Below are 24,559 nucleotides of genomic sequence, written 5' to 3' on the forward strand. Positions count from 1 at the left end.
AATCCAATTGCTGTCGCCCGAATCGAAGTTCTCACTGCATTTTTTGCCGACATTGCTTGTCCCTCTCCGAATGCCCTCACACGCCTTTGTAAAGTGCCGCCCCCTGCATGAGGACGATGACCTTGGCCCCGACCTTGACGCGGGATGCGAGATCGACGATGTCGTCGTTCCTCATCCGGATACATCCCGACGACACGTCGAGCCCGATCGTCCAGGGCTCCGGGGTGCCGTGTATCCGGTAGATCGTGTCCTGGTCGCGCTCATAGAGGTAGAGCGCCCTTGCGCCGAGCGGGTTGTCCGGCCCCCCCTTCATGCCTCCGGCATATTTCACCGCCTTTGGATCGCGAGCGACCATTTCGGCCGGAGGTGTCCAGGTCGGCCACTCCGCCATACGGCCGACGCGCACGATGCCGGCCCAGCCAAACCCCTCCCGGCCCACGCCGATACCATAGCGCATGGCCTGCTGACCCGGCTGCACAAGGTAGAGAAAGTGCTGGTTGCCATCGATGATGATCGTGCCCGGCACTTCCGCGGTGCGGAACTTGACCATCTGCGGACGAAATGCCTCGGGCACTTCATTATGCGCGGCATAGTATTTGCGCGCCTTGGTGCGATCGTAGTCCACCCATTTGTGGGTTTTCGGGTCAAAAACCTGTGTTCCCGCAGCCACCGCCGCCACCGCGACAAGACCGAACGCTACCGCGACAATTGTTGCAAGGGAGCTCCGCTGGAGAGTGGCGCGCCCCACGGTCATCAGATTTCGGGTCATGGATTTGCCCACCCCTGCACCCGGGCGCCTTGTGCGGCAACCCATTGTTTGGCGTATTCGTAAGGATCCTGACGCTCCACCTGGAGCGCATAACTCATCTTGGTGATTTCCTCGGGCTTCAGCTCGACCCGTTCCAGGAACGCCACCACCTTCGGATATTTTGTGCGCAGCGAGGTGGCGTAGGCGATATGGAAATGGGCGGTATCCCATGACACCGGCGCACTGGACTTCGAGACCCAGAGCGGGTCCTCTGACGGCAGTACGATCTTCCACCTTGCCGGATCGAAGGGCGGCTCGGTAAGCCGGACAATGTCGTGCAGCTCAAAGACGTAGTGCGGCGCGTAGCAGGCAAACACCATTGGATGATCCGTGGCGACCGCGGCATCGACAGCCGCCATTCCGGCATCCTCGGGCGTCTCCAGCAAGGTCATTGTCTTGGCATAACCATAGCTGTTGGCGCGGACGCGCTCGATAGCGGTTGAGGACCAACCCTCAGCGCCTATCCAGAGTTCGCCACGCCCGTCACCGTCGGTATCCAGCGCGGCGGTTTTCTTCGGGTCGCTGAGATCCGAAACGTCGTGAATTCCAAATTTGTCGGCTGCTTCACGCGTCGCGCATATGCCTTGCCAGGCCGGCACGCCAATGGGGCTGATGGCCACCGTGCCGGCACCGTCCACATACTTCTTCACCAGATTGTCGAGGTTGGGCAGCCAGATTTCGGGATGAATATCCACCTCACCCGAATTGAGGCCGGCAAAGGCGATAAGCGTCCCCATCTCGCGCACGTCGGCATCAAGCCCGAAATTTTCCTTCAGGCTGACCTTGAGGATGTTTGCCGTGGCCTGGCCCGACGGCCAGTTCGGCATCGCAATGACGAGATCAGCCGCGTGGACCGGGATGTTTAGCGCCAGCATCGTCAACGCTGCCAGCGACATTTGCCGCAGGCACTGCCGAAATCGGTTGTGCATCTCTTCCCCCCTCGCTTCGGTGCTGAAATGAACCGGGACGGGAACAAACTGTCGCGGCAAGCACCGGGTTGTGACACCAGCCCCATCTTCCGACGGGCAACTGCTGAAGGTGTGGCAGTGCGTTAGCCAAAGAGAGCGCCTTCACGTGCCTCCCCTGCACGCTACCCGATGACAATCCGACTGGGAAGATGCTCACAACGCGGCCGCGGCGCCCCCACTGCGCCTCTATGCGGCACGCCGCAGCGTTGAAAAAGTCGAATGATTGAGCGGCGTTTCTTTCGGCCTGCGCAACGGCTTGGCTGGATTCGAAAAAAATACCACAATAGATTCGGATTATAGCGATCATATAAGAAGCGATGCCGTCGCGCTATTTTACAAGGCTGTGCGAAAATTCGCAATAACATATGAAACTACTTGCAATAACACGAGATAAAGAGGAATGAAGCTAAGAGCGTATTCCGCACACTTGCTTCCGATCATATTTCAGAATCTGCTAAGATAGCCGGCGCTGGTTCCGAATTATTAAGCATTTACAAAATTCATCCCCGCAATATTGGGTTTTTCCTTGCCGCAGGCCGAATCGGATGCAACTTTTTAGAAGCACAGCCGCGTCAGCGGATTGTTGAAGCATGCTTGGGCGGACGGGGCACTAAGCATGGAGAGGAATATTGACATTCGCTAATGCGGCGGCCCCCGCTGGGAGCGTTCCCTCCCACGTAAGAGATTACGGCAACCGTCGACTAAGTCGTCGAATGCATCGCCCACAGCCTGGCTCTCGTTCGATGGCTGGCGAAGCTTTGCCCTCCTCCGATTGGCGCCAGCCTTCGCGGCAAAAGCGGCGATCGCCGCCTGCAATGGCCTTCCGATATGGACGATGTCCGCCGCCAGCCAGTCGGAGGAATGAATCATGAAACTCGTAATCTGTGCGGCCTTGGCCACTGCTTTGATGGCAATCTTCGGTTGTACCACCGACGACTACGATGGTTGTCGCGGAAAGGGCTGCCTGGTTGATCGGTCCCATAAAGGGAGCCGGAAGATAGACGACCGGCCGCAGTTCGACAGGAACGGCAATCCCAACTTCGATGCCAGGGGCCGTTACATCGGCTGCCATGGGCTCGGATGTAAAGTCGACGATCCTGATGACGGGGATCAAAGCATCGACGACAGGCCGCAGTACGACAAGGAAGGCAATCCGAACTTCGATACGCAAGGCAACTACCAAGGCTGCCGCGGCATCGGCTGCGAGGTCGATACACCGGACGATGACAACTCATCGGACGACGACGATTCCGATTAGTGGACCCTCCAATCCGAACGAAGAGGATGCCCTCATGTTTGAATCCAACGGTCTTATCCCGCGATGTGCCAAAATCGTGATGATCGGCCTCATGGGGTTGGGAATGACGCTGACCTTCGCTTTCGCCGCGAATGGTGCCTGCGACGGCGTAAAGGTCGATGTGACGAAGGCGCGCAAGCAGGAATATGCCCCCCTCGTTGCCTCGGCGTTGGACAACAAGGTCAAGCCAGCTCGGGTGAAGTTCATCACGATCATGGAGAACGGCAACTGGAGCGCCGCCTACGTCTCCACGCCGGTGAGCGACGACGGCGTGATGTTCTTCCAGACGGTCGACGGAAAAAAGCAATTTCGCGACGTGTGGGGCGGCTATGCCGACCCGTCGGAAAAACCTGAACTGGTATCCTGGGCGAAGAAGCTCGGAGCGCCGCAAGATCTGGCAAGGTGTTTTGCCGAGGAAGTTACGGAATGACGGTGATGATCGCTGGAATTGCCGCTGACCGTGGTGCAGGGGGAGAATGATTGGTGAGCGCTCCGGGGCGCCGGGCCTCTGAGGTCGATTCCAATCATCAGCTGCAGGATGTGCAAAATGCAAACTGTTCGAAAGTCCAGACTGATAATGCAGTTCGCCCGTGCATTGGCAACTTCAGTGAAAATGACGGCTGTTGTGAGTGTAGCCGTCCCGCACACGATCAATGTTGCGCATGCCAGCAAATATGATCTGCCGAAACCCTATGTTTCCCGGGCTCTTAACGCGGTTTTGATACCCATCAACCACGCCTCTCGGCACCGCTACCAGATCCCGCCCAAGCTTCGCGGGGTGTATGTCTTGGCCGTTGCACCCCATGGCGTTGCCGCGCGGCAAGGCATCCGGCCGGGTGACGTGCTTGCCACAGTGCGGCATCAACCGATTTCGACGCCGACCGATGTCGACCGACTCGTATGGGCCGCTCTTGCCGTGAGCGCTACCAGTTTTCTGTTTGGCGTGAACCGCGGAACAGAAGTCGCAGATGTCGTCGAGGTCAATACCAACATCACCGTCAACAACTTCAATACCAACATCTCGGTCAACAATATCTCGCAATGGACGAGCGTCGATAACCATGAGGAGTGGACGCAGATCGTCGATCAGTACGACGACGAGATGGAGACAAGCCTCGAAGACACAAGCTATCGCGAAGACGACTCGCTGCCCGGCGACACCAGTCCAGACGTAACTCCTCCCGATGCTGATGACGATTCCGACGATAACAACGCGGACACCGATGGCGATAGCTCGGACGACAGCACCGACGGCGACAGTTCCAATGATCAGGACGATTCGAGCGATCAGAATGACGATGATGGTGATGACGACAACAACACCGACAACGATAGCTCGGATGACAATACCGACGACAATAATTCCGGTGATCAGGACGATTCGACCGATCAGAACGAAGATGAAGACTCAACGGCCGGTGATGATGACCAGGACAGCACCGACACCGACGACGATAGCACGAATGACGATGCGTCGGATGACAGTACCGGCGACGCTGACGGATCGGACGATGACGATGCCAACTAGCAGCCGACCGTGCCGGCTGTTCTAAACAGAGGGCAATCGATGAAAACCGCGATACTGACAGTTGCCGTGGTTCTGGCCATGCCAGCTTTCGCCTTTACTCAGGACATGAACAAGTGCGCCGATGCCGAGGATCTGGCCGCCCCGAACGAGTGCGCCGATGCCGCGTTCAAGCAATCCGACAAGAAGCTCAACGAGCTTTACAAGCAGATCGAAGCCCGCCTGAACGACGATGCGGATACCAAGACGCTTCTTGTTCAAGCACAGCGGGGTTGGGTCAAATTTCGCGACGCGGAGTGCAGTTTCCAGACCGCAGGATCGGTCGAAGGAAGCATGACGCCAATGCTCATCGCGCAGTGCATGGACAGCCTGACGCAATCCCGGGTCAAGGACTTCGAGGGTTACCTGAAGTGCCAGGAAGGCGATCCGAGCTGCCGCGTTCCGGCAGCGAACACATCACCTGCCGTATCCCCTGTGGCCGATGAGAACGGCCGGACCGGCCTTGCCCAGGCTACCGGCCCGATATCCATTCCATTGCAACATGTCAGGGAATACGGACTCGACAGTGATGAAGTCATCTATCACAAACTCGGGATCGTGGTGGGCATCAATGGTGCCACGCCTCGTTTGTACGAATTCGACACCGGGTCGGATGAGTTCAACGCGGAGATCGATTCGAGTGTCCCCGGCATAAAGCCGGTGCCCGGCAGCAAGCCTGGAATGTACCCGTATGGAGACGGCACCTATGGAGATTGGGTACAACAGGTCCGTTTCGACAGCCTGTCCTATTACGATCCGGATGATCGCTCAAAGCCTGTCGTAACCCTCGATGGCGACTTCGCCGCTGGTCGGGTGGTGGATTACGTCTACACAAAGGGTTTCGGCGACCTCGAGGATGTGAAATTGACGCAAAAGCCCGTGGGCCACCACGGCGATACGCCGGTCTATGCGGATCTTAATGCGCGCAAGAGCATGCAGAACGGCGAACCCGGTGATTCGACGACGTTTTACGGCGTCTTTGGAGCCGCCGATTTTATCTTTGCGGGAGATCAGACCACTGCCCCCGGCAGTCAAACCCAAAGCGGCTATGTGGTCTCTGCCAATGCAAATCTTGGAAAAAAGAAGACCACACCGGGTTGCGTTCCCTGCCTGGCGCTGAATTTGTCCCCCAGTTTGAGATCCCAGTTTACGGCCCTGATGCCTTGGGGCGAACTGGGTTCTCAGCTTTACGAACATTACCAGAAGAGATTCCCGCAAACAGGCGCGAACGCATCCAATGTGAACGAAGGCTCTTACCGTTATACAATTTCTTTTGACTATATGGGAAAGAAACGTTCGGTTGATTTCAATGGGCCCGTGTTGTTGGATACAGGAACGGCGACTTTTGTCTCCATAACCTCAGAGGGTGTTTTAAATAAGCTTCGATCGAGAGGATTTCAAATCAAGGAATATAGTTCTGATATAACGGACTTAAAATTCTTTGGATTTGACGATAGCTTTAACAACAAGGAATACAGCGATGTCGTTATCGATCGCCAAAGTGATGAGGTTAACGGCAATGGAATTACTATCGGCTTACCCTTCTTTCAGTCCAATTCCGTAATGTATGATCTGGAAAACAAGACGACCGCATATTCACCCTATTTTGTCAGCGCTGGCAACTTTACGACAGACGGGGGTGCCAAGGATCAAGTTCAGCTGAATCGCGCGACCAGCGATGCTGGAAGCAAGGGATGGCTCGGACTGGCCGGCATCGTCTCCGGCGCCGGCGACTTCACGATCGAGAAGGACGCGGACGTGCGCATGACCGGGGGCAATACCTACACCGGCACAACCCATATCGCGGCCGATGGGTGTCTTACCCTGGCCGGGCCGGGCAGCATCGAGCATTCCTCGCGCGTCACGGTCGACGGTGTGCTCAACCTCAATCAAAAAGGAAACCACCTGAAGTCCTGGGGAGTGGCGCACTCCCTCAACGATACGGCCATTCGCAACCTGAACGGCAAAGGCGAGGTCTATCTGGGTGCGGGCAGACTGATCCTGACAAAAGCCAACGGGCAATTTGATGGAACCATAGCGGACTTTGATGACGCCGGCATGAGCGGCGGCCTCGTTGTCGCCGGCGGCAAGCTGACGCTGAGCGGCAAGAACAACTATTCCGGCGTGACGGAAGTCGCGTCAGGGGCGCAGTTGCGCGTGACCGGCTCTTTGGCCGGTGACATTTCAGTCTCGGGATTGCTTGTCGTTGACGGGGAGGTCTCCGGCAAAGTCACGGTCAAGGAAGGCGGCAGGCTGACCGGCTTAGGAAAGCTCGGCAGCGTCACGCTCGCCGATGGTGGCAAAGCCGATCCAATGAAAACCAGATAATAGGAAAGGACAATCGATGAAAACCGCAATACTGACTGCCGCCGTGGTTCTGGCCGTGCCGAATTTCGTACTCGCCCAGGACAAGTGCTACGATGCCGCCAAGGATCAGGCCTCGCTGAATGCGTGCGCCGATGCGGCGTTCAAGAAATCCGACAAGAAGCTCAACGAGCTTTACCAACAGATCGAAGCCCGCCTGAAGGGCGACGCGGATACCAAGAAGCTTCTCGTTCAGGCGCAGCGGGATTGGGACAAATTTCGCGACGCGGAGTGCCGTTTCCAGACCGCGGGAGCGGCCGGAGGAAGCGCAATGCCAATGCTCGCCGCGCAGTGCATGGATAGCCTGGCGCAATCCCGTGTCAAAGCCTTCGAGGGTTACCTGAAATGCGGCAAGCAGGGCGATCCGATGAGTTGTCCCGTTCCGGCCGCGAATTGACACGTCGGTGCCGGGATGAAGACCTTCATCGTATCTGCAGTGCACTTGATAGCTGGGCTGTTGCTGGCGGCAATTGTTCCGGTCGCAAGTGCCGCTGAGATCCCCGAAGGGGATTATTACATCGCGCGAAGCATTCCTACAAAGCGCTCACCGTCTTTGAAGACAGGCATGGCGAGATCGTGCTTGGTCAGTCCGCTCGCAAACCCAAGGATGGTCCCGCGCAGCTATGGACCATCACCAGGGCGACCGGGGAAACGAACGGCGCAACCTATCAGATCCGGTCTCGACGATACGGAACGTATCTTGCTGGGGGCGACGAAGACGAAAACGGGAATACGAGTGTCGTCCTCAAGGACGAGCAGTCCGCTGAGGGGCAGGCATGGCGCTTCAAGCCGCATCTGAACAGCTATGGCATCGAGCTGGATGACAGCGGCACGACGCTCAACGTCAGGGCCAATGAACGTGCGGACGACGCTCAGATCATCGTCTATGACGCCAGCTTGGACGATAACGCCCAGTGGTTGCTTTATCCGGCCGGCAATGGCGACCGACCGGCAGCGGCGTCGGCAGCGGTGTCGGAATTCGACAATCTGAACAAGCGCTATCGCCTCGCTCCGATGCCTGCAGCCACACCCGAGGCCAATAGGCTGAGACGCACGACGCTGATGGACGATCAGCCAAGCGGTGTGTTCGTGAGAAAGGGAGAGGCAGTATCGGTTACGGCCGAAGGCCTGCAGCCTTCCCCCGACGGCTTGATGATCATGATCGGCCCGATGAACAGCTTCTATGACGAAAGACCCCAGGATGACCCGCAATTGGTCATTGCCAAGGAAGGGCGCACCGACTTCACGGCGAAGCGCGACGGGCTGATCCATTTCCGCTACGCCTACAGCGGCTTCAGTGCGGCTCTGCCTCCGATCGACGTGGGCATCGTGCGCGGCGGCAGTTCGATCCCCCTCTACGTCAAGGGAAAAACAAGCTTCGAAGACTGGCGTAAAATGCTCACCGACCTGCCCGGTGCGCCATTCGTCGAGATGATAAGCGAGCGTGTTGCCATTACCGCGACCCGCAAAGTCTATATGAGGGCGCCTCAGGGCGACCCTGCGGAAATTCTCGACACCCTCGAGCAAATTCTAGGCTGGTACGATGCACTATCCGGTCTCGACGGTTCCTCCAAACTTCATCGGGCATCCCGTTTGCGCATGCACTATCAGCAGGACACGGTGACACCGGCGAAGGTCTTCGACGACGGCATATACATGTACGCAGGCAACTATTTTCTGGGTGCCCCCGGCAGCAACATGGGTGATTTGCTGGACGTGAATAAGCTGCGGCAAGCGTGGTCGATCTGGCATGAAACCGGCCATATGTACCAGCAGGAGGATTGGACCTGGGGCGAGATCGTAGAAACTACGGTCAATATCTATTCCCTCAATGCCCAGGCACATTTTGGCCATCCGTCCCGCTTGAAAGAGCGCGATGAGTCTACCGGCAAGACGCCGCTGGATCTGGCGGCGCGATATCTGGCGCGGAAGACGCGCGATTTCGACAATGAAAAACAAATGCGTGCCAGCGCGGATGACGACGATGAGCTTTGGGTGCGGCTGGTCATGTTCGATCAATTGCGCCGGGGTCTCGGCGAGGACTTCTATCCGAAGCTTCACCGATATTACCGCGAGCATCCACTGGACGATGCCAATAAGCAGGATGCGGTCAAGGTACAAACCTTCATCCTGCGTGCCAGTACGGTCGCAAATCAGGACCTGACCCGGTTCTTTTCCGATTGGGGGCTGCACATAGAGCAGGAAACCGCCGACAGATTGAAGCGTTTGAATCCGCCTCCAGCAGATCCTCAACTGTCGCGCGTTGGTCTGAATGTTGTTTCACGGTGAAGCCGGCGGCGAGCGTGATGCGGGAGCCAGACACGAAAGGATGCGGGGGTATCGGCATTGCGTGAGGGCTAAAGGAGGTGGATTGTGAAACGCTATAGATCACTGCCCGCAGTAACGATTGCAGCATCTGCGCTGTTAGCATGTGCTGTGCCGGCGACAGCCCAGGGCGACCTCGGCTTCGACGTCAACGTCACGCTGTCCAAAAAAGCAGCCGCCAAGCTCGCGACTGAAAAGGAAGGGATCGTTGTCCTCGCCTCCTATTACGGTGACCCGAAGCGGAGTGCCGAGAAGCACGCCAACGAAGTCGGCCAGATCGATCTCACGCCGCAGGACGAAGAGGTCGAGATAGCGGGCACAGCGGGCCACGCCCACATCGGCGGCACAAAGGTCGACACGAAGCGTCTCGACTGGCTTGCCGGCCCTCCCGAGGTCAACGTCAACGTTGCATCCGCACGCAAGAGCAGTCCGGACAATCTGCTCAGCTGCGATTTCATCGACGGTCCACTAAGCGATGTCCAAAGGAAGCCTGTGACGCTTCATTGCGGATTGATCGAAGAAAATGTGGACACGAAGTTGAGGCCATAAGGCCTACAAAATCATGCCGCCTCGTTACCTGCGTCAACGCAGATTATCGGCGGCATGACCTGCTTTACTTAAGGAGGTAAAGGTTCTCATGCGCCCATTATTCGCTACCTGTTTCTGCCTGGCCATCATGTCCTTGCCTGCCGCCGCCTACGCCGAGCGCCGTTGTGGCTGGTACTCCAGCCCGACACCCGGCAACCTCGTCCTGACCGACAGTGACGGGGATTGGTGGATCCAGATGCAGGGGCGACCGGATCCCAAAGGCATCGACAATGTGCCGGCCTTTGACGAGCGGCAATTCGTCGAGACCAATGTGCCTGGTTCCGGCCACGGCTACGGATGCGCGTGCATGACCGTCGTAACCAACGCCAAGCAGCAAAAGATCACCAGAATAATCTCGGGCGAAATCCTTCCGCTCGTGCGCTGTCGCAACGACAGATCGCTGCCTAACCCGGACGGATAATTATTGGATACTTATGGGGTACCATGGGCGACAGCGGACATCGGCTCAAGAAAAAGGCCCGGCAAAACCGGGGCTTTTTCTTGGGGTTTCTGAACCTTATCAAAAGTTCGAAACGGGAATTTGGTGCCCAGAAGAGGACTCGAACCTCCACTCCTTGCGGAACACGGACCTGAACCGTGCGCGTCTACCAATTCCGCCATCTGGGCTGGTGCGCGCTCATTAAGCGGGCAAAGGATGAGTGTCAACGCGCTTTTTTGAAAGCCGCGTTCCTTCTCCGGCTCAGTGCTCCAGCACTTCCTTCGACGCTACCGTGGAATCGGCGTTGAGCGTGTAGATGATCGGCACACCGGTGCCGAGCTCGAGCTTGACGATCTCCTCGCCCGACTTGCCGTCCAGCGCCATGATCAGCGCGCGCAGCGAATTGCCGTGCGCCGCCACCAGCACGGTACCGCCGCGCAGCACATGCGGCTGCAGATCGTGCAGGTAATAGGGCCAGACGCGTGCGCCGGTGTCTTTCAGGCTTTCACCGCCGGGCGGCGGCACGTCGTAGGAGCGGCGCCAGATATGCACCTGGTCCTCGCCCCATTTTTTGCGCGCATCATCCTTGTTGAGGCCGGAGAGATCGCCATAGTCGCGCTCGTTCAGCGCCTGGTCGCGGATGGTCTCGAGCCCGCTCTGGCCGACAGCGTCTAGAATGTGCTGACAGGTCTTCTGCGCCCGGATCAGCGACGACGTGAAGGCGATGTCGAATTTCATGCCGCGCGCCCTGAGCTTGGCGCCGGCCGCCTTGGCTTCGGTATGGCCTAGTTCGGTCAGGTCGACGTCGCGCCAGCCGGTAAAAAGGTTCTTCAGGTTCCAATCGCTCTGGCCGTGGCGCACGAGCACGAGAGTTCTCGACATATTTGCTCCTTCAAATTTTTATGGATCAACTGGTCAGGCCGAGCACGTCCCGCATCGAATAGAGGCCCGGCTTGCGGCCGCGCGCCCACAGGGCTGCCTTGACTGCGCCGCGGGCAAAGATCGCCCGGTCCTCGGCATGGTGGGCGAGCGTGATGCGCTCGCCGGTACCGGCCAGCACCACACTGTGGTCGCCGACGACCGAGCCGCCGCGCAAGCTGGCGAAACCGATCGAGCCTGCCTTGCGCACGCCGGTATGACCGTCGCGCGACCGCACGCTGTTCCCGTCAAGGTCGATGCCGCGCCCATTAGCGGCGGCTTCGCCGAGCAGCAGCGCCGTTCCCGACGGCGCGTCGACCTTGTGCCGGTGATGCATTTCCAGGATCTCGATGTCGAAATCGTCGGCATCGAGCGCGCGCGCCGCCTGCTCCACCAGCACCGCCAGCAGATTGACGCCGAGGCTCATATTGCCTGACTTGACGATCGTCGCGTGCCGCGCGGCGGCCGCGATCCTGGCGTTGTCTTCGGCCGAACAGCCGGTGGTGCCGATGATGTGGGCGATGCGCGCCTGCGCCGCGTAGCCGGCGAATTCGACGGTCGCTTCCGGGGTGGTGAAATCGAGTACGCCGTCGGCCTTGGCGAAGACCGGCAGCGGATCGTCCCCGATCGCCACGCCGAGCCGGCCGACGCCGGCCAGCTCGCCGGCATCCTTGCCGATATGGGGCGATCCGGCCGGCGCGATGGCGCCGGCGACACGCGCGCCCGGTATGGTGTGGATGGCGCGGATCAGCGCCTGGCCCATGCGGCCGGCAGCGCCGACCACCACCAGGCCCATTTCACTCGCGGTCGGCATGTCACTCATGAATGTCTCCCGACCACCTTTTTCGCGCGGGCATTTTGCGCCGCACTCTGGATTGGCTTGCCGTCATCGACAAGCCCCAGCCCTTTCCTGCCTTGCACCCGGTGAAACCGCGCATAGACGCTGTGCGGGTCGGCCATCAGCGAGGCGTGCGTGCCCTGTTCGACCAGCCGGCCCTGCTCCAGCACGATGATATGGTCGGCATTGACCACCGTCGACAGCCGGTGCGCGATGACAATGGTGGTGCGCCCTTCCATGACATGGGTCAGCGCTTCCTGGACGCGGGCCTCGGCCTCGTTGTCGAGCGCCGAGGTGGCTTCGTCGAGCAGCAGGATCGGCGCCTGCCGAACGATGGCGCGGGCAATCGATACGCGCTGGCGCTGGCCGCCCGACAGCGTCACGCCGTTCTCGCCGACGGGCGTGTCGTAGCCTTGCGGCTGCTGGCGAATGAAATCGTCGGCCGCGGCCTGTTGGGCGGCGCGTTCAATCTCGGCGGCGGTGGCGCTCAGCCTGCCGTAGCGGATGTTGTCGCGGATGGTGCCTTCGAACAGATAAGGCTGCTGCGAAACATAGGCGATCGAGCCGCGCAGCGAATGCTTGGTGACCTTTGAAATGTCCTGGCCATCGATATCGATGCTGCCCGACTCGACGTCGTAGAAGCGCTGCAGCAGCGCAACCAGCGTCGTCTTGCCGGCGCCCGAAGCTCCGACGATGGCAGTCACCTTGCCGGCAGCGGCGACAAAGCTCAGATCCTGCAGGACCGGCGCCTCTTCGACATAGCGGAAGGACACATTGTTGAAGCGCACTTCGCCAGAGGTGAATTTCGCCTCGGCGGCTCCCGGCACGTCACCCTGCTGCGGCTCGAGGTCGAGAAGCTCGTAGATCATGCGCGCATTGACCAGCGACTTTTCCATGCCGACCTGCATACGCGCCAGCCGCCTGGCGGGGTCATAGGCAAGCAGCAGGGCGGTGATGAAGGCAAACACCGCGCCCGGCGGCTGGCCGCCGACAGTCGCCCGGTAGCCGGAATAGGCGATGACGCCGGCGACGGCGAAGCCGGCCAGCATTTCGGAGATCGGCGTCAGCCGTTCCGAGACGCGGGCGATCTTGTTTGCCCGCTGCTCGGCGCCGGCGACGAGGCCGCCGATGCGCCGCGACAGCTCGTCCTCCAGGGTGAAGGCCTTGACGATAGCGATGCCTTGCGTCGCTTCCTGCATGGCGCCGATCAGCCGCGAGTTGATCTGCACCGATTCGCGAGTGATGCGACGTACCCGGCGCATCAGATAGGTGACACTGTAAATTAAAGGCGGCCCGATCAGCAGCGACATCGCCGAGAGCACCGGGTCCTGCCAGATCATGACGCCGACCAGCGCGACAAGCGATACGGCATCGCGTGCCAGCGATGTCAGCGTCATCGACAGGAGATCGCGGATGCCGTTGACGTTCTCGTTGATCTGCGCGGCGAGCCGGCCCGAACGGGTGTCGTTGAAGAAACTGACGCCGAGCTTCATCAGGTGGTCGAAGATGCGGCGCTGATAGCGCGCCACCAGATTGTTGCCGATCTTGGCCAGCGTCACTGCCTGGCCGTAGCTGGCCAGCCCGCGCAGCATGAAGGCGGCCAGAATCGACACGCTGATCAGCGCGATAAGATCGCCGCGCTGTTGGTAGAAGATCTGATCGATGACATCCTTCATGATCCAGGCTGTGAAGGCGGTCGTCGCCGCGATCGTCACCAGGCACAGCACGGCAAGAGCATAGTACCAGCGATAGTCGCGGCTGTTCTCGGCGATGATGCGGCGGATCACCGCCACGATCTCGCTGGGACGGACTTTCCCTTTGGTTGGTGCTGGAAGTGTCAAGTTGGAGCGCTTTGTGGTTTCGGTTCGGCCGGGCTGCAATTCGGTAACCTCTTAACGCCCCAATGGCGGCTTGCCTATGGCCGGGGACGGCGAAACTTCGTCGCGGCGCAGCGTGTGTCCTAGACCCGCCAGCGCCGCCCCGCCGTCTGCACGCCGAACAGCGACGGATTTCTGGCATAGGCGGCCAGCCCTAAAAGCGCCGCTAGCGGATGGGTGATGACATAGACCGGCATGCTGCGCATCAGGGCGCTATGCGGCGCCTTGTCCTCGAAGGCGGCGCGGAAATTGCCGGTGCGCAGTGCCGGCAGGATTTTTTGCGCGATGCCGCCGGTGAGAAACACGCCGCCGCGGCTCATGAACACCAGAGCGAGATCGCCGGCGGTGCGCCCCAGGCAGGTGACGAAGATCGACAGCGCCTCTTCGGCTACCGGATCGTTCTTTGCCAGCGCCGCGGCGGTGATCTCGGCGGGCGTGGTAAAGGGCGACGGCTTGCCGTCCGCCTTGGCCACCGCCCGGTAGGCATTGACTAGGCCGCGCCCGGACAGGATCTGTTCGCCGGAGATGCGGCCCTCGAGCTTCTCGATATGCGGAAACACCTGGAAATCGCGCGGCGAGCGCGGGCCGATATCCATATGGCCGCCCTCGCCGGGAACCGGTATCCAGTGATGCAGCGCATAGACCAGCCCGGCGACGCCGAGCCCGGTTCCCGGGCCGAGCACTACCCGCCCGGAATTCGGTTCCGGCGCGTCACCGCCGATCTTTTCCATATGCTCTTCGCCGAGCGCGACGACGGCCAGCGCCTGCGCCTCGAAGTCGTTGAGCACCACGACGTCGCTGAGACCGAGACTGGCGAACATCTGTCTCGGCTTGACGATCCATGGGCAATTGGTAAGCGGGATCTCGTCGCTTTCGACAGGACCGGCTACCGCCAGCACAGCTGAATTCGGCCGGACCGACGAGCGGTCGAGCACGGCCGACTGGATCGCCTCGTCGATCGTATTGAAGTTGGCGGTCTGGACGATCGTCGGCTCGCCGGCTTCGGAATTCGCGTCAAGCACGATCGAGAAGCGCGCATTGGTGCCGCCTATGTCGCCGATCAGAATCGGAAACCGCAACAGAGTGTCGTCGTCGCTTACGCCTGGCATGCTCTCGTCCGTTCCCGACGCGTATCGCCGTTCTCTCGTTGACTAGCGCATGACCGCAAAAAGGGAAATCGGTTTTCGAAGTGGAGATGCACGGATGCAGACAGCGAACACGCTGCCCGCATCAGTGCCCCGGTCGTGGCCGCGGCAGCGGAATGCGGATCTCGGGGGTCGCCACAAAGGCGTTCGCCGAGGCCGGAAGCGCTGCCGCGCCGGCTGCGACCGTCGGCGGCGGCGAAGGCTCTGCCGCGGGAGCGGGTACGGCCGCGATCGGCACGCCGTCGCCATAATAGGTGACTGCTTCCGCCGAGGCCGGAGCCGGCGCGTCGAGCACGAACTGGCATTGCCTGGGCAGGTTCGCCATCGTCATCACGTCGCGTGCCTTCGGCTTGTCCGGATTCTTGTTGGGGCGCCACGGCTCCTCGGTGAACCACCAGGCCAGCGCCTGGTCGCAGCCATCGCCTGGCGCCGTCGCTTCCTGCGCCTTGCAGTCGGGTGACCCAGGCTGGCAGCCGATACGAATGTGGAAGTGGTAATCGTGGCCCCAGAACGGCCTGACCTTGCGCAACCAGCTGCGGTCGCCTTTGACCGTGTCGCAGAGCTTCTTCTTGATCCCTGGATTGACCAGGATGCGCTCGACTTCGGGATAGCTCGTGGCGCGCCTCAACAGCCGCGTGTGCATCGGCGTCCACAGGCCATCCTTTACCAGATGGGTCTTTTCATCGACCATCAAGGTAGCGCTGATGTTTTCGCGCTCTTCGGTCGAAAGCTTGCGGTCGGGCATCGGCGTTAGCCAGATGTCGGCGTCGAGGCCGATCTGGTGCGAGGCATGGCCGCTCAGCATCGGCCCGCCGCGCGGTTGCGAGATGTCGCCGATCAACAGGCCCGGCCAGCCGTCGGCCGCGGCATCGCGCGATAGTTTCTCGATCATCGCGATCATCGCCGGATGGCCCCAACGGCGGTTGCGCGACGGTCGCATCACCTCCCAGTGCCGGCCGTCCATGGGCAGCGCGACGCCGCCGGAAAAACAGCCTTTGGAATAAAAGCCGATCGATTGCGCTGCTGCGAGTGCCGGCAGCTTTTTGGCGCCGAACAGCTCTTTTGCCCGTTGCTCGGCGCTCGCCGTTTGCGCGGCAAGCGTTAGGCCGGCGACGGCCAGTGCTGCCGTCAGCAGCAGTGTTTTTCCCGGCAAGGCTCGCTTTAACGTCTTCCCCAAGCTGGACCCCTCCGCGATTTGAACCGCATCATACCACGCCCCGCGCAACGTATCGATCACGACCGTTTCATCGGACTGCGCGCCTCGCCGTCGCGCCAGTCGCCGCTCGCCCACATGGCGTCGAGAGCCGAGCGGTAGTCGGGGAAGCGAAAGCCATAGCCGGCCGCCTTGATCGCCGCGTTGGCGACACGCTTGTTCTCGCCATAGAAGGACCGCGCCATGGGCGAAAGTTGGGCGGTCTCGAACGGAATTTCGGGCGGCGGCTCGATGCCCATCAACCTGGCGGCATAGGCGACGACGTCCTGCGGCGGCGCCGGCAGGTCGTCGGTGACGTTGAAGATGCCGCCGCGATCGCCTTCGGCTAGATGCCAGAGAGCGCCGGCAATATCGTCGCAATGGATGCGGTTGAACACCTGGCCCGGCTTGACCAGTCGCCGGGCGGTGCCGTTTTCGAGATTGACCAGGGCGTTGCGGCCCGGCCCATAAATGCCGGAAAGCCGCAGGATCGCCACCGGCCGGTGGATGTCGTGGCCCAGTTGCAGCCAATCCTGCTCGGCTGCGACACGCATCACCGACCGCTTCGACAACGGCCGGCATTCGGCGGCCTCGTCCACCCAGTTGCCGCCATGGTCGCCATAGACGCCGACGGTGGAGAGATAGGCGATCCATTCGAGCTCCGGCATGTTGGCCACGATCACCTCGCGTGCCGCGCCCAGCACCGGGTCGCCGGCCTCGTCCGGCGCGACCGAGACGACGAGATGGGTTGTCTTCCCAAGCGCATCGCCGATTTCGGAAGTCAGCGTGCCATCGAAACGCAGCGGCACGATACCGGCTTGCCGCAGCGCCGCGAATTTTTCCAGCGACCGTGTTGTACCGAAGATCGTTGTGTCGGCATCCCTGTTGGCGCCGGCGAAGGCCCTGCCCGAATAACCGGCGCCGAAGATGAAAATCTGCTTTTTTGTCATGTATGGGCCTCGATCGGCTTTGGCAGGGCCAGAAGCCATTCGCCTCTTACCGCCTCGTCACCTTCTACTTGCAAAGCGGCTGCGGCACGTTCGGCAAATTCCTGACCCGGCACTAGCCGCGACAGCGCCCATACCGCGGCGCCGCGAACCAGCGGCGAGGCGTCGTCGAGCAGCGCGCGGACGGCGCCGGCCAGCGACAAGTCCTGGGAATTGCCGGCCGCGATCAGCACGTTGCGGATAAAACGGTCGCGGCCGATGCGCTTGACCGGCGAGCCCGAAAAAAGCGCGCGGAAGGCAGCGTCGTTCAGGCAAAGCAGCTCGGCGAGCGGCGGTTCGCGCAAGTCCGCGCGGGCGGCAAGCTTAGCCTCGGAGGCAGCTTGGGCGAATTTGTTCCACGGACAGGCGGCCAGGCAGTCGTCGCAGCCGTAGATGCGATTGCCGATCTTTTCCCGGAACTCATGTGGGATCGGTCCTTTGTTCTCGATGGTGAGGTATGAAATGCAGCGCCGCGCATCGAGCCGGTAAGGCGCCGGAAAGGCGTCCGTCGGGCAGGCGTCGAGACAGGCGCGGCAGGAGCCGCAATGATCGTCCTCAGGCGCGTCCGGCACCAGCTCGGCCGTCGTGAAGATGGTGCCGAGGAACAGCCAGGAACCATGGGCGCGGCTGACCAGGTTGGTGTGCTTGCCTTGCCAACCGAGGCCGGCCGCCTCGGCCAGCGGCTTTTCCATCACCGGCGCGGTGTCGACAAACACTTTGACGTCGCCGCCGGCGCGCGCAACAAGCTTGCCGGCGATCGCCTTCAGCCGGCCTTTCATGACGTCATGATAATCGCGGTTCTGCGCATAGGCGGAGATCGCGCCGCGATCGCGTTTTGCCAGGATGTCGCGCGGGTCGCGGTCGGGGCCGTAATTCATCGCCAGCACGATGATCGAGCGGACCTCTGGCCAGAGCGCCGCTGGTTTGCCTCGCCGCTCGAGCGTTTCGGCAATCCAGCCCATCGAGCCGTGAAAGCCGTCGGCAACGAATTCGGCCAGCCGTTCCGGCGCCCGCGGAATCGCATCGGGCGTTGTGACGGCGACGGCGTCAAAGCCGGCGTTCCGCGCCTCGCGGTCGATCAGCGCGCGCAGCTTTGCCGTATCAGAAATCGAGGTCCGCATAATGTGACACCGGCGACAGGCCACGCACCCGGTCGGACAGAAGCGGCCGGAACGAAGGCCGTGATTTCACCCTTGTATACCATTCGCGCGCGGCGCTGTGTTCGCGCCAGTCGATCTCGCCGAGATAGTCGAGCACCGACAGTGCCGCCGCCGCCGCGAGATCGGCATAGGTGACCTTGTTGCCGGCCAGCCAATGACGGGTGCCGGCCAGCCAGTTGGTGTATTTCATGTGCTGGCGGATATTGGCGCGGGCGGCGCGGATCGCCGCCGAATCGGGCGAGCCGCCGCCCGCTGTTTCCGGCATGACCGGCTTCAGAACGCGCTCGCGCACCAGATGCCGGGTAACCTCGCTTTCCGCCTTGTTGAGGTACCAGTCGGTCAGCCGGCGGATTTCGGCGCGTTCCATCGGGTCTTCGGCGAATAGCCGCTTGTCGCGCTTGAGTACGCCGCGCGTCTCGTCGAGATATTCGGCAATGACCACTGCGCCAACAATCGGCACGTCGCCCTCGGCAAGCAGGATCGGCAGCGTGCCGGCCGGGTTCAGCGCCAGGAACTCCTTGCGCCGCGTCCACGGCTTCTCTTCGATCAGTGCCAGTTCCTCGCCATACTCGCCAAAGGCGAGGCGGACGAAGCGGCAGCTGGCGAACATCGGATGGTGGAAAAGCGTTAGCATGGTCCCGCGATAATAGAGCGCACTGGCAAATCGCCGGCTGCGCCGGTAAGTCTTGGCCGCCCGATTCAGGGGCTGTCAGGGTGCTGCGACCTATAGGGGGAGTTCCGCGCCGTGACAAGCAAGCCGTTTTCTCAAGCCCTCCCTCCAACGCCGAGGTTGCCATGGAAAGCCAGACCGTCGTCGAAGCGCTGCTGCTCGGCATGCTCGAGGGCCTGACCGAGTTTATTCCGGTGTCTTCGACCGGTCATATCCTGCTCGCCGGCCATTTCCTCGGCTTTCATTCGACCGGCAAGGCCTTCGAGATCCTGATCCAGCTCGGCGCCATATTGGCGATCCTCAGCGTCTATTTCCACCGGCTCTGGAAGATGCTGCTCGAACTGCCATACGATCGGCTGACGCGGCATTTCGTCCTTGGCATTCTCATCGCGTTCCTGCCGGCGGCCGTCGTCGGCGCGCTGGCGCATGATTTCATCAAGACGGTGCTGTTCGAATCGCCGCGGCTGATCTGCATCATGCTGATCATCGGCGGCGTCATCCTGCTGCTGGTCGATCGCATGAAGCCGAAGCCATATTACCACGATGTCGAGCGGTTCCCGACCAGGCTCTATCTGCAGATCGGGCTGTTCCAGTGCTTGTCGCTGATCCCCGGCACATCGCGCTCGGGTTCGACCATCGTCGGCGCGCTGCTGCTCGGGGTCGACAAACGGGCGGCGGCGGAATTCTCCTTCTTCCTTGCCATCCCGACCATGGTCGGCGCCTTCGCCTTCGACCTGTTCAAGAACCGCAATGTGCTGAGCAGTGCCGACCTGCCTATCATCGCCGTCGGCTTCGTCGCCGCCTTCGTCACCGCGCTAATCGTCGTGCGCTTCCTGCTCGACTATGTCTCGCGCCATGGCTATGCGCTGTTCGGCTGGTGGCGGCTGGTCGTGGGCATCGTCGGCCTGGCGGGGCTGGCAATCTGGGGGTGAGCCGGCGCGGATAGCGCAATCCCAGCCGGAACTCTGTTCTTGCCCGAAGCCGAGCCATACGATCTTGTGGACGTATGGTTCGCAGGGGGAATGCATGAGCGAAGTTCTTGACGCCCTCGTTATTGGCGCCGGTCCGGCGGGGCTCGGCGTCAGCTACTTCTTGAAACGGCAGGGCCGCGACCACCGTGTGCTCGATCGAGGCCGGATCGGCGAAACGTGGCGAACGCAGCGATGGAATTCGTTTCGACTGAATTCGCCGACCATTCGCTCCATCTTACCCGGTGATTCCTACGAGGGGCCGGAGCCCTGGGGCGCGATAACCCACCACGAATTTGTCGCGTATCTCGAAGGCTATGCCGAGCGGCACCGCCTGCCGGTAAGCACCCAAACTCCGGTTCAAGAGCTGACGAGAGACGATGGGATCTTTCGCGTCACTACGGCGGCTCGTGGCGTGCTTCTGGCGCGCAATGTGGTGATCGCCACCGGCGACCAGAACCGACAGGTCCGGCCACCAGGGTCGGCGGACTTGCCGGCGGCAGTTCGCCAAGTCGATTCTTCGGCTTATCGCAACCCGGCCGAGTTCGAGAATGGCGCGGTGCTGGTGGTCGGCAGCGGCCAGTCGGGCGGCCAGATCGCCGAGGATCTGGCGGTGGCCGGACGTGCGGTCTTTTTGGCGACCAGCCGCAACGGCCGTTGGGTGCGGCGCTACCGCGGGGGCAACATACTTAAATGGCTGACGCTGTCCGGTTTTCTCGACGTTCCGCGCAAGGAACTCGTCCTCCCCTCCGGCAAGCTGCAGGCCCGCGCGCTGGTCGGCGCGACCCATACAATCAGCCTGCAATCGCTGAGTGCACAGGGCGTGGTGCTGCTCGGCCGCTTCAGGGGCGTGGAGAATGGCAGCCTCGTCTTCGGCGACGAACTCGACGACCATATGCGATTTGCCGACGAGGTTTCGGCGAATGCCAAGCGCCTGGTCGACGAGTACATTGAGCGCGCCGGCCTCGATGCGCCCCTGGCCGAGGATGATCCAGCCGAGACGGTTGCCCCGCGCTTGCCCGATCCTCCGATCCGCTCCCTCGACTGGACGGCGAGCGGCATCAGATCAGTGATCTGGTGCACGGGTTTCACCGGCGATTTCTCATGGGTCCGGCTTCCTGGCGCGCTCGATGCGGCCGGCCAGCCCGTCCACGAGGATGGCGTCGGCGCTGTTCCAGGTCTCTTTTTCGCCGGCCTCGATTTCGGGTCGACACGGAAATCGGGCACCATACCGGCCATTCCAGAGGAGGTGGCTGGCATTGTGGAGCGACTTGTCCAGGTGCGGCGGCCTTGACCTCGGCGCGTCTGGACCTCGGCTGGTCGTCGTCGGGCTGACAGCACTGGCCATATGGGGATGAGCCGGCGCAGTCATTCGGAATGGTCGCCCTGGAGACGCCAAAGGAGGTGCATCAAGGCGCGCGATCGGTCAGCGCGCTCGCACCTTCCTCAGCGGCGCAATGTGCGCAGCAGTAGATGATGTCATCCTGTTCGACGCCATGTCCGATGATCCGGCATCCGCAATGCGGACACGTCGGAGCAAGTTTCTGGACCGCGCATTCGAAGCTGTCGAATGTGTAGGTCTCCTCGGCCATCGTCACTTTGAAAGCCTTGTCGTAGTCATTCCCGCATTGATCGCATCTGGCCATGGTTCTTTTCCTTCTTTCATTGGCTTCAAGCTCGACCAACCTGTCGCGCGGCGATAGGTTCCCGCCAGGATCAGAGGGCCGTCCTAAGGCGGAGACGAGCGCGAGCCTACGCCACGGCGCTGTTCGATCACGCGGATCACCTCGTCGATATCCCGCGGCTCGATGTCGAGTTCCTTCAGGCCCGGCGCGTCGATTGCTGCCACATTATCCTGACGCATAAGATCGATCTGGTTGCGCGTTATGGGGGCAGCCGGGAGGAGTTCCGCGACGCCAGCCAAGGCGTTCCATACAGCAAACGGCACCGGCATCAGCTTTACGTGCGTATCGAGCTGTCGGGCGATCTCCCGAAGCAATTCCTTATAGGTATAGATACGCGGGCCCCCGAATTCGAATATGGATGAACCCTTGTGGCTTCGCCCGTCGATCAGCCGGCTCACTGCTTCCGCGACGTCGGCCACATAGACCGGCTGAAGCCGTGTGCCACCATCGCCGAACAGCGGATAGACCGGCAGGAGGCGTATCAGCCTCACAATGGTCGTGAGGAAAGCGTCGTCAGGTCCTGTCATGACGGCGGGACGCACAATGAAAGCGCCGGGAAATGCGTTTCCCACGGCAACTTCTCCGCGCCCACGTGCCCTTATATAATTCGAATCCGATTGAGGATCGGAGCCGATCCCTGAAATCTGGACGAACTGATCGATCTCGACCTTGCGCGACACGGCAGCGAGATCGGCCGCGGCTTTCACATGGACGCGTTCAAAGGTCTGGACGCCCTGCTCGACGTAAAGACTGATAGCATTCACGACCGCCTGTGATCCGGTAATGGCCGACCCAATCGAGGACGCATCCAATATATCCGCCTCGACTGCTTCGGGCATCCTTGTAATCGAGGAAAAGACCAGGGCCACGCGAGCCGGATGGCGAGATGCGGCGCGCACCGTGAAACCCCTTTCCAGGAGCCGCGTCACGATCCTGCGCCCGAGAAAGCCAGTTCCGCCGAACACGGTGACGATCCGTTCCTGGTTGAGATCGTCAGGATCCATTTGCCTCGCCATCCCTTGTCCTCGCACGCCTGCCACGAGGACTGCCCTGATCGGCATTTGAACCAGCCCGTCGAACATCAGGACGGTTGGAGAACAACGCAGGAACGCTTTTGTTCCAGTCAGTGCTGGGCGGAGACCAGGTCGACAAACCGATCGATTGAGCGAATCCAGGTGAGCGTCGGCACATGATCCAGGCGGCAAATGGCGCTACTTGCTTGTTCCCATCGACGAGACGACAGGCAATCGAATCTGAACCGGAGATCGCGGCAAAACCGACCCCACTTCGGGAATGACCTAGTTCCCCCCGTAAAAAACGTTCTCGACATGCACCGGCCAGCGCCACGGCAATACCGCCACCATGTCGAAGCGCACCGATAATTTTCCGTAGTCGGATTGGCGCGACAGCCAGAAATCGGCCGCGCCTTCGATGCGGCGCTCCGATTCGCGGCCGACGGCCTCCATCGCCTCGATCAGCGTACGGCGTGCCTTGACCTCGACGATCAGCACCAAATCGCCACGCCGCGCGATCAGGTCGATCTCGCCAAACCTGGTACGGTGGCGGCGGGCAAGAATCCGGTAGCCCTTCAGCATCAGCGCCGCCGCCGCCAGCCATTCACCGTGATGGCCGCGCCGGTAGGCCTTTTGCCGGCTGGCGCTCCGCCGTTCAGCCATCGCGGTCTCCGCCGGCCCCGTCTCTTCCGGCATTCCTGAGGTCGAGCAGCCGTCGGTAGAGCGTCTGTTTTTGGCCACCCGTCATCTTGGCGGCTTCCGCCGCCGCCTTGGAGGCCGGCATCTCGGCCGCCAGCGAAAGCAGCAGCCGGTCGATGTCTTCAGGCTCATCAGCGACCGCATCGGCCGGGCCGACGCAGATGACGATTTCGCCCTTAGGCGTATCGGCTGCCGCGTAATGGCCGGCGAGTGACTGCAGGGTGCCGGTCCGCATCTCCTCGAAAGTCTTGGTCAACTCGCGGCCGATCGCCGCCTTGCGGGCGCCGCCCAGCACCTCGACCATGGCACTGAGCGTCTCGGCCAGCCGGCGCGGCGATTCGAAGAAGATCAACGTTGCCGGCACCGCCTTCAGCGCTTCCAGCCGCGTCAGCCGCTGGCCGGTCTTCACCGGCAGGAAGCCGGCAAACAGAAAGGCGTCCGAAGGCAGGCCGGATGCCGTCAGAGCGGCAAGTGGCGCCGACGGTCCGGGGATCGGCACGACACGAATGCCGCGTTCCAGCGCCTCGCCAACCAGCCGGTAGCCGGGATCGGAGATGAGCGGTGTGCCGGCATCAGAGATCAGCGCTACGCTCTGCCCGGCCAGCAGTGCCGCGATCAGCTTCGGCCCGGCCTCGGCGGCATTGTGCTCGTGATAGGCGGTGGTGCGGCGGCGGATGCCGTAGCGGTCGAGCAGGACGCGCGAAACACGCGTGTCCTCGCAGGCGACGATATCTGCGGCGGCGAGCGTTTCCAGCGCGCGCAGCGTGATGTCGGCGAGATTGCCGATCGGCGTAGCCACCAGATAGAGCGCCGGCTCGAGCGGCCGGGCGGCGATCTCGGTCTGCCCGACCACATAACTGCGTTTGGCCAATTCGCCGGTCACCTGCACAACTCCGTTCGACCCTGTTTGGCACGGCTCACGCCTGGTTGCAAAAGCCTGGGTTGCAAACGCCCGGTTCCAAACGGGGTCCCGACGTGAACCGGCCGCCATGCCTTTGCCATAGTAGGGAACGAAACCGTTGCCGGCGAATTTTAACCCTGATCTCGGGAGGAGC

Annotated in this window: 24 protein-coding genes and 1 tRNA gene; 10 read left to right on the plus strand and 15 right to left on the minus strand. The window is 61.4% G+C overall.

Annotation, left to right across the window (positions count from 1 at the left end; genetic code table 11):
• Nucleotides 1-76 precede the first annotated feature (76 nt).
• Nucleotides 77-769: a L,D-transpeptidase gene (locus NKI01_RS21390; protein WP_502896957.1), complete on the minus strand. Its 693-nt coding sequence runs from the start codon at nt 767-769 to the stop codon at nt 77-79.
• Entirely contained in the window at nt 766-1,737 is a 972-nt protein-coding gene (locus NKI01_RS21395) for an ABC transporter substrate-binding protein (protein ID WP_352895363.1), read from the minus strand. Before NKI01_RS21395 ends, NKI01_RS21390 begins: the two co-directional genes overlap by 4 nt.
• A gap of 907 nt (nt 1,738-2,644) precedes the next feature.
• On the opposite strand from NKI01_RS21395, the gene NKI01_RS21400 reads away from it, so the two are divergent.
• From NKI01_RS21400 to NKI01_RS21435, 8 genes are all read left to right on the plus strand, one after another.
• On the plus strand, nt 2,645-3,034 hold the full coding sequence (locus NKI01_RS21400) for a hypothetical protein (protein ID WP_352964538.1): 390 nt from the start codon (nt 2,645-2,647) through the stop codon (nt 3,032-3,034).
• 34 nt (nt 3,035-3,068) lie between these two features.
• The gene (locus NKI01_RS21405; protein WP_352481353.1) at nt 3,069-3,503 is read left to right on the plus strand and encodes a hypothetical protein; all 435 of its coding nucleotides are present in this window, start codon (nt 3,069-3,071) and stop codon (nt 3,501-3,503) included.
• A gap of 117 nt (nt 3,504-3,620) precedes the next feature.
• On the plus strand, nt 3,621-4,601 hold the full coding sequence (locus tag NKI01_RS21410) for a PDZ domain-containing protein (RefSeq protein WP_352592255.1): 981 nt from the start codon (nt 3,621-3,623) through the stop codon (nt 4,599-4,601).
• A 39-nt stretch (nt 4,602-4,640) separates the two neighbouring features.
• Complete coding sequence (locus tag NKI01_RS21415) at nt 4,641-6,965, plus strand: lysozyme inhibitor LprI family protein (RefSeq protein ID WP_352964541.1); 2,325 nt, start codon at nt 4,641-4,643, stop codon at nt 6,963-6,965.
• A 43-nt stretch (nt 6,966-7,008) separates the two neighbouring features.
• Nucleotides 7,009-7,398 (plus strand): lysozyme inhibitor LprI family protein, encoded by a 390-nt coding sequence (locus NKI01_RS21420; protein WP_352481356.1) that lies wholly within the window; start codon nt 7,009-7,011, stop codon nt 7,396-7,398.
• 179 nt (nt 7,399-7,577) lie between these two features.
• On the plus strand, nt 7,578-9,290 hold the full coding sequence (locus NKI01_RS21425; protein ID WP_352964543.1) for a M60 family metallopeptidase: 1,713 nt from the start codon (nt 7,578-7,580) through the stop codon (nt 9,288-9,290).
• A gap of 84 nt (nt 9,291-9,374) precedes the next feature.
• A complete protein-coding gene (locus tag NKI01_RS21430; protein WP_352495428.1) occupies nt 9,375-9,875 on the plus strand; it encodes a hypothetical protein in 501 nt (166 codons plus the stop codon).
• Between the two features lie 88 nt (nt 9,876-9,963).
• Nucleotides 9,964-10,335 carry a DUF4087 domain-containing protein gene (locus NKI01_RS21435; protein WP_352495429.1) on the plus strand — a complete coding sequence of 124 codons (372 nt, stop codon included), beginning with the start codon at nt 9,964-9,966 and terminating at the stop codon, nt 10,333-10,335.
• A 121-nt stretch (nt 10,336-10,456) separates the two neighbouring features.
• Here NKI01_RS21435 and NKI01_RS21440 read toward each other — a convergent pair.
• From NKI01_RS21440 to NKI01_RS21480, 9 genes are all read right to left on the minus strand, one after another.
• Nucleotides 10,457-10,541: transfer RNA gene (locus tag NKI01_RS21440), tRNA-Leu, on the minus strand.
• A gap of 73 nt (nt 10,542-10,614) precedes the next feature.
• Entirely contained in the window at nt 10,615-11,235 is a 621-nt protein-coding gene (locus tag NKI01_RS21445; RefSeq protein WP_352964546.1) for a 2,3-bisphosphoglycerate-dependent phosphoglycerate mutase, read from the minus strand.
• A gap of 25 nt (nt 11,236-11,260) precedes the next feature.
• Nucleotides 11,261-12,085 carry a 4-hydroxy-tetrahydrodipicolinate reductase gene (gene dapB / locus NKI01_RS21450; RefSeq protein ID WP_036244690.1) on the minus strand — a complete coding sequence of 275 codons (825 nt, stop codon included), beginning with the start codon at nt 12,083-12,085 and terminating at the stop codon, nt 11,261-11,263.
• A 5-nt stretch (nt 12,086-12,090) separates the two neighbouring features.
• Entirely contained in the window at nt 12,091-13,950 is a 1,860-nt protein-coding gene (locus NKI01_RS21455; protein ID WP_352964547.1) for an ABC transporter ATP-binding protein, read from the minus strand.
• 119 nt (nt 13,951-14,069) lie between these two features.
• Entirely contained in the window at nt 14,070-15,095 is a 1,026-nt protein-coding gene (locus NKI01_RS21460) for a glucokinase (RefSeq protein WP_023718823.1), read from the minus strand.
• Nucleotides 15,096-15,216: 121 nt separating this feature from the next.
• On the minus strand, nt 15,217-16,308 hold the full coding sequence (mepA, locus tag NKI01_RS21465) for a penicillin-insensitive murein endopeptidase (RefSeq protein ID WP_352964548.1): 1,092 nt from the start codon (nt 16,306-16,308) through the stop codon (nt 15,217-15,219).
• Nucleotides 16,309-16,364: 56 nt separating this feature from the next.
• Nucleotides 16,365-17,273, minus strand: a complete 909-nt coding sequence (locus NKI01_RS21470) for an SDR family oxidoreductase (RefSeq protein WP_352495433.1) — start codon at nt 17,271-17,273, stop codon at nt 16,365-16,367.
• Nucleotides 17,270-18,430: a tRNA epoxyqueuosine(34) reductase QueG gene (queG, locus tag NKI01_RS21475; protein ID WP_352495434.1), complete on the minus strand. Its 1,161-nt coding sequence runs from the start codon at nt 18,428-18,430 to the stop codon at nt 17,270-17,272. Before queG ends, NKI01_RS21470 begins: the two co-directional genes overlap by 4 nt.
• Nucleotides 18,411-19,103 carry a glutathione S-transferase family protein gene (locus NKI01_RS21480; RefSeq protein WP_023678968.1) on the minus strand — a complete coding sequence of 231 codons (693 nt, stop codon included), beginning with the start codon at nt 19,101-19,103 and terminating at the stop codon, nt 18,411-18,413. The genes queG and NKI01_RS21480 overlap by 20 nt, the downstream gene beginning before the upstream one ends.
• A 161-nt stretch (nt 19,104-19,264) precedes the next feature.
• Between NKI01_RS21480 and NKI01_RS21485 the strand changes: the two genes are divergently transcribed.
• Together NKI01_RS21485 and NKI01_RS21490 are read left to right on the plus strand one after the other, a co-directional pair.
• Entirely contained in the window at nt 19,265-20,071 is an 807-nt protein-coding gene (locus tag NKI01_RS21485) for an undecaprenyl-diphosphate phosphatase (RefSeq protein WP_023718827.1), read from the plus strand.
• 94 nt (nt 20,072-20,165) lie between these two features.
• Nucleotides 20,166-21,401 (plus strand): flavin-containing monooxygenase, encoded by a 1,236-nt coding sequence (locus NKI01_RS21490; RefSeq protein WP_352592275.1) that lies wholly within the window; start codon nt 20,166-20,168, stop codon nt 21,399-21,401.
• Nucleotides 21,402-21,516: 115 nt separating this feature from the next.
• Here the strand turns inward: NKI01_RS21490 and NKI01_RS21495 are convergent, their stop codons facing one another.
• The 4 genes from NKI01_RS21495 to rsmI form a co-directional block, all read right to left on the minus strand.
• Nucleotides 21,517-21,792, minus strand: a complete 276-nt coding sequence (locus NKI01_RS21495; protein WP_352495436.1) for a metallothionein — start codon at nt 21,790-21,792, stop codon at nt 21,517-21,519.
• Between the two features lie 44 nt (nt 21,793-21,836).
• On the minus strand, nt 21,837-22,796 hold the full coding sequence (locus NKI01_RS21500; RefSeq protein WP_023718830.1) for a complex I NDUFA9 subunit family protein: 960 nt from the start codon (nt 22,794-22,796) through the stop codon (nt 21,837-21,839).
• 294 nt (nt 22,797-23,090) lie between these two features.
• Nucleotides 23,091-23,468 carry a YraN family protein gene (locus NKI01_RS21505; protein WP_023718831.1) on the minus strand — a complete coding sequence of 126 codons (378 nt, stop codon included), beginning with the start codon at nt 23,466-23,468 and terminating at the stop codon, nt 23,091-23,093.
• The gene (rsmI, locus tag NKI01_RS21510) at nt 23,461-24,387 is read right to left on the minus strand and encodes a 16S rRNA (cytidine(1402)-2'-O)-methyltransferase (protein WP_352495438.1); all 927 of its coding nucleotides are present in this window, start codon (nt 24,385-24,387) and stop codon (nt 23,461-23,463) included. Before rsmI ends, NKI01_RS21505 begins: the two co-directional genes overlap by 8 nt.
• Between the last annotated feature and the right edge of the window lie 172 nt (nt 24,388-24,559).

This window comes from Mesorhizobium sp. M0815, assembly GCF_040319995.1.
Lineage (GTDB): Bacteria > Pseudomonadota > Alphaproteobacteria > Rhizobiales > Rhizobiaceae > Mesorhizobium.

Coding starts and splice junctions, on each gene's coding strand:
- NKI01_RS21415 (WP_352964541.1), top strand. CDS start 4,641: ATGAAAACCGCGATACTGACAGTTGCCGTGGTTCTGGCCATGCCAGCT.
- NKI01_RS21505 (WP_023718831.1), bottom strand. CDS start 23,468: ATGGCTGAACGGCGGAGCGCCAGCCGGCAAAAGGCCTACCGGCGCGGC.
- NKI01_RS21400 (WP_352964538.1), top strand. CDS start 2,645: ATGAAACTCGTAATCTGTGCGGCCTTGGCCACTGCTTTGATGGCAATC.
- NKI01_RS21480 (WP_023678968.1), bottom strand. CDS start 19,103: ATGCTAACGCTTTTCCACCATCCGATGTTCGCCAGCTGCCGCTTCGTC.
- dapB (WP_036244690.1), bottom strand. CDS start 12,085: ATGCCGACCGCGAGTGAAATGGGCCTGGTGGTGGTCGGCGCTGCCGGC.
- NKI01_RS21435 (WP_352495429.1), top strand. CDS start 9,964: ATGCGCCCATTATTCGCTACCTGTTTCTGCCTGGCCATCATGTCCTTG.
- queG (WP_352495434.1), bottom strand. CDS start 18,430: ATGCGGACCTCGATTTCTGATACGGCAAAGCTGCGCGCGCTGATCGAC.
- NKI01_RS21460 (WP_023718823.1), bottom strand. CDS start 15,095: ATGCCAGGCGTAAGCGACGACGACACTCTGTTGCGGTTTCCGATTCTG.
- NKI01_RS21390 (WP_502896957.1), bottom strand. CDS start 769: ATGACCCGAAATCTGATGACCGTGGGGCGCGCCACTCTCCAGCGGAGC.
- NKI01_RS21410 (WP_352592255.1), top strand. CDS start 3,621: ATGCAAACTGTTCGAAAGTCCAGACTGATAATGCAGTTCGCCCGTGCA.
- NKI01_RS21500 (WP_023718830.1), bottom strand. CDS start 22,796: ATGGATCCTGACGATCTCAACCAGGAACGGATCGTCACCGTGTTCGGC.
- NKI01_RS21445 (WP_352964546.1), bottom strand. CDS start 11,235: ATGTCGAGAACTCTCGTGCTCGTGCGCCACGGCCAGAGCGATTGGAAC.
- NKI01_RS21395 (WP_352895363.1), bottom strand. CDS start 1,737: ATGCACAACCGATTTCGGCAGTGCCTGCGGCAAATGTCGCTGGCAGCG.
- NKI01_RS21485 (WP_023718827.1), top strand. CDS start 19,265: ATGGAAAGCCAGACCGTCGTCGAAGCGCTGCTGCTCGGCATGCTCGAG.
- NKI01_RS21490 (WP_352592275.1), top strand. CDS start 20,166: ATGAGCGAAGTTCTTGACGCCCTCGTTATTGGCGCCGGTCCGGCGGGG.
- NKI01_RS21405 (WP_352481353.1), top strand. CDS start 3,069: ATGTTTGAATCCAACGGTCTTATCCCGCGATGTGCCAAAATCGTGATG.
- NKI01_RS21470 (WP_352495433.1), bottom strand. CDS start 17,273: ATGACAAAAAAGCAGATTTTCATCTTCGGCGCCGGTTATTCGGGCAGG.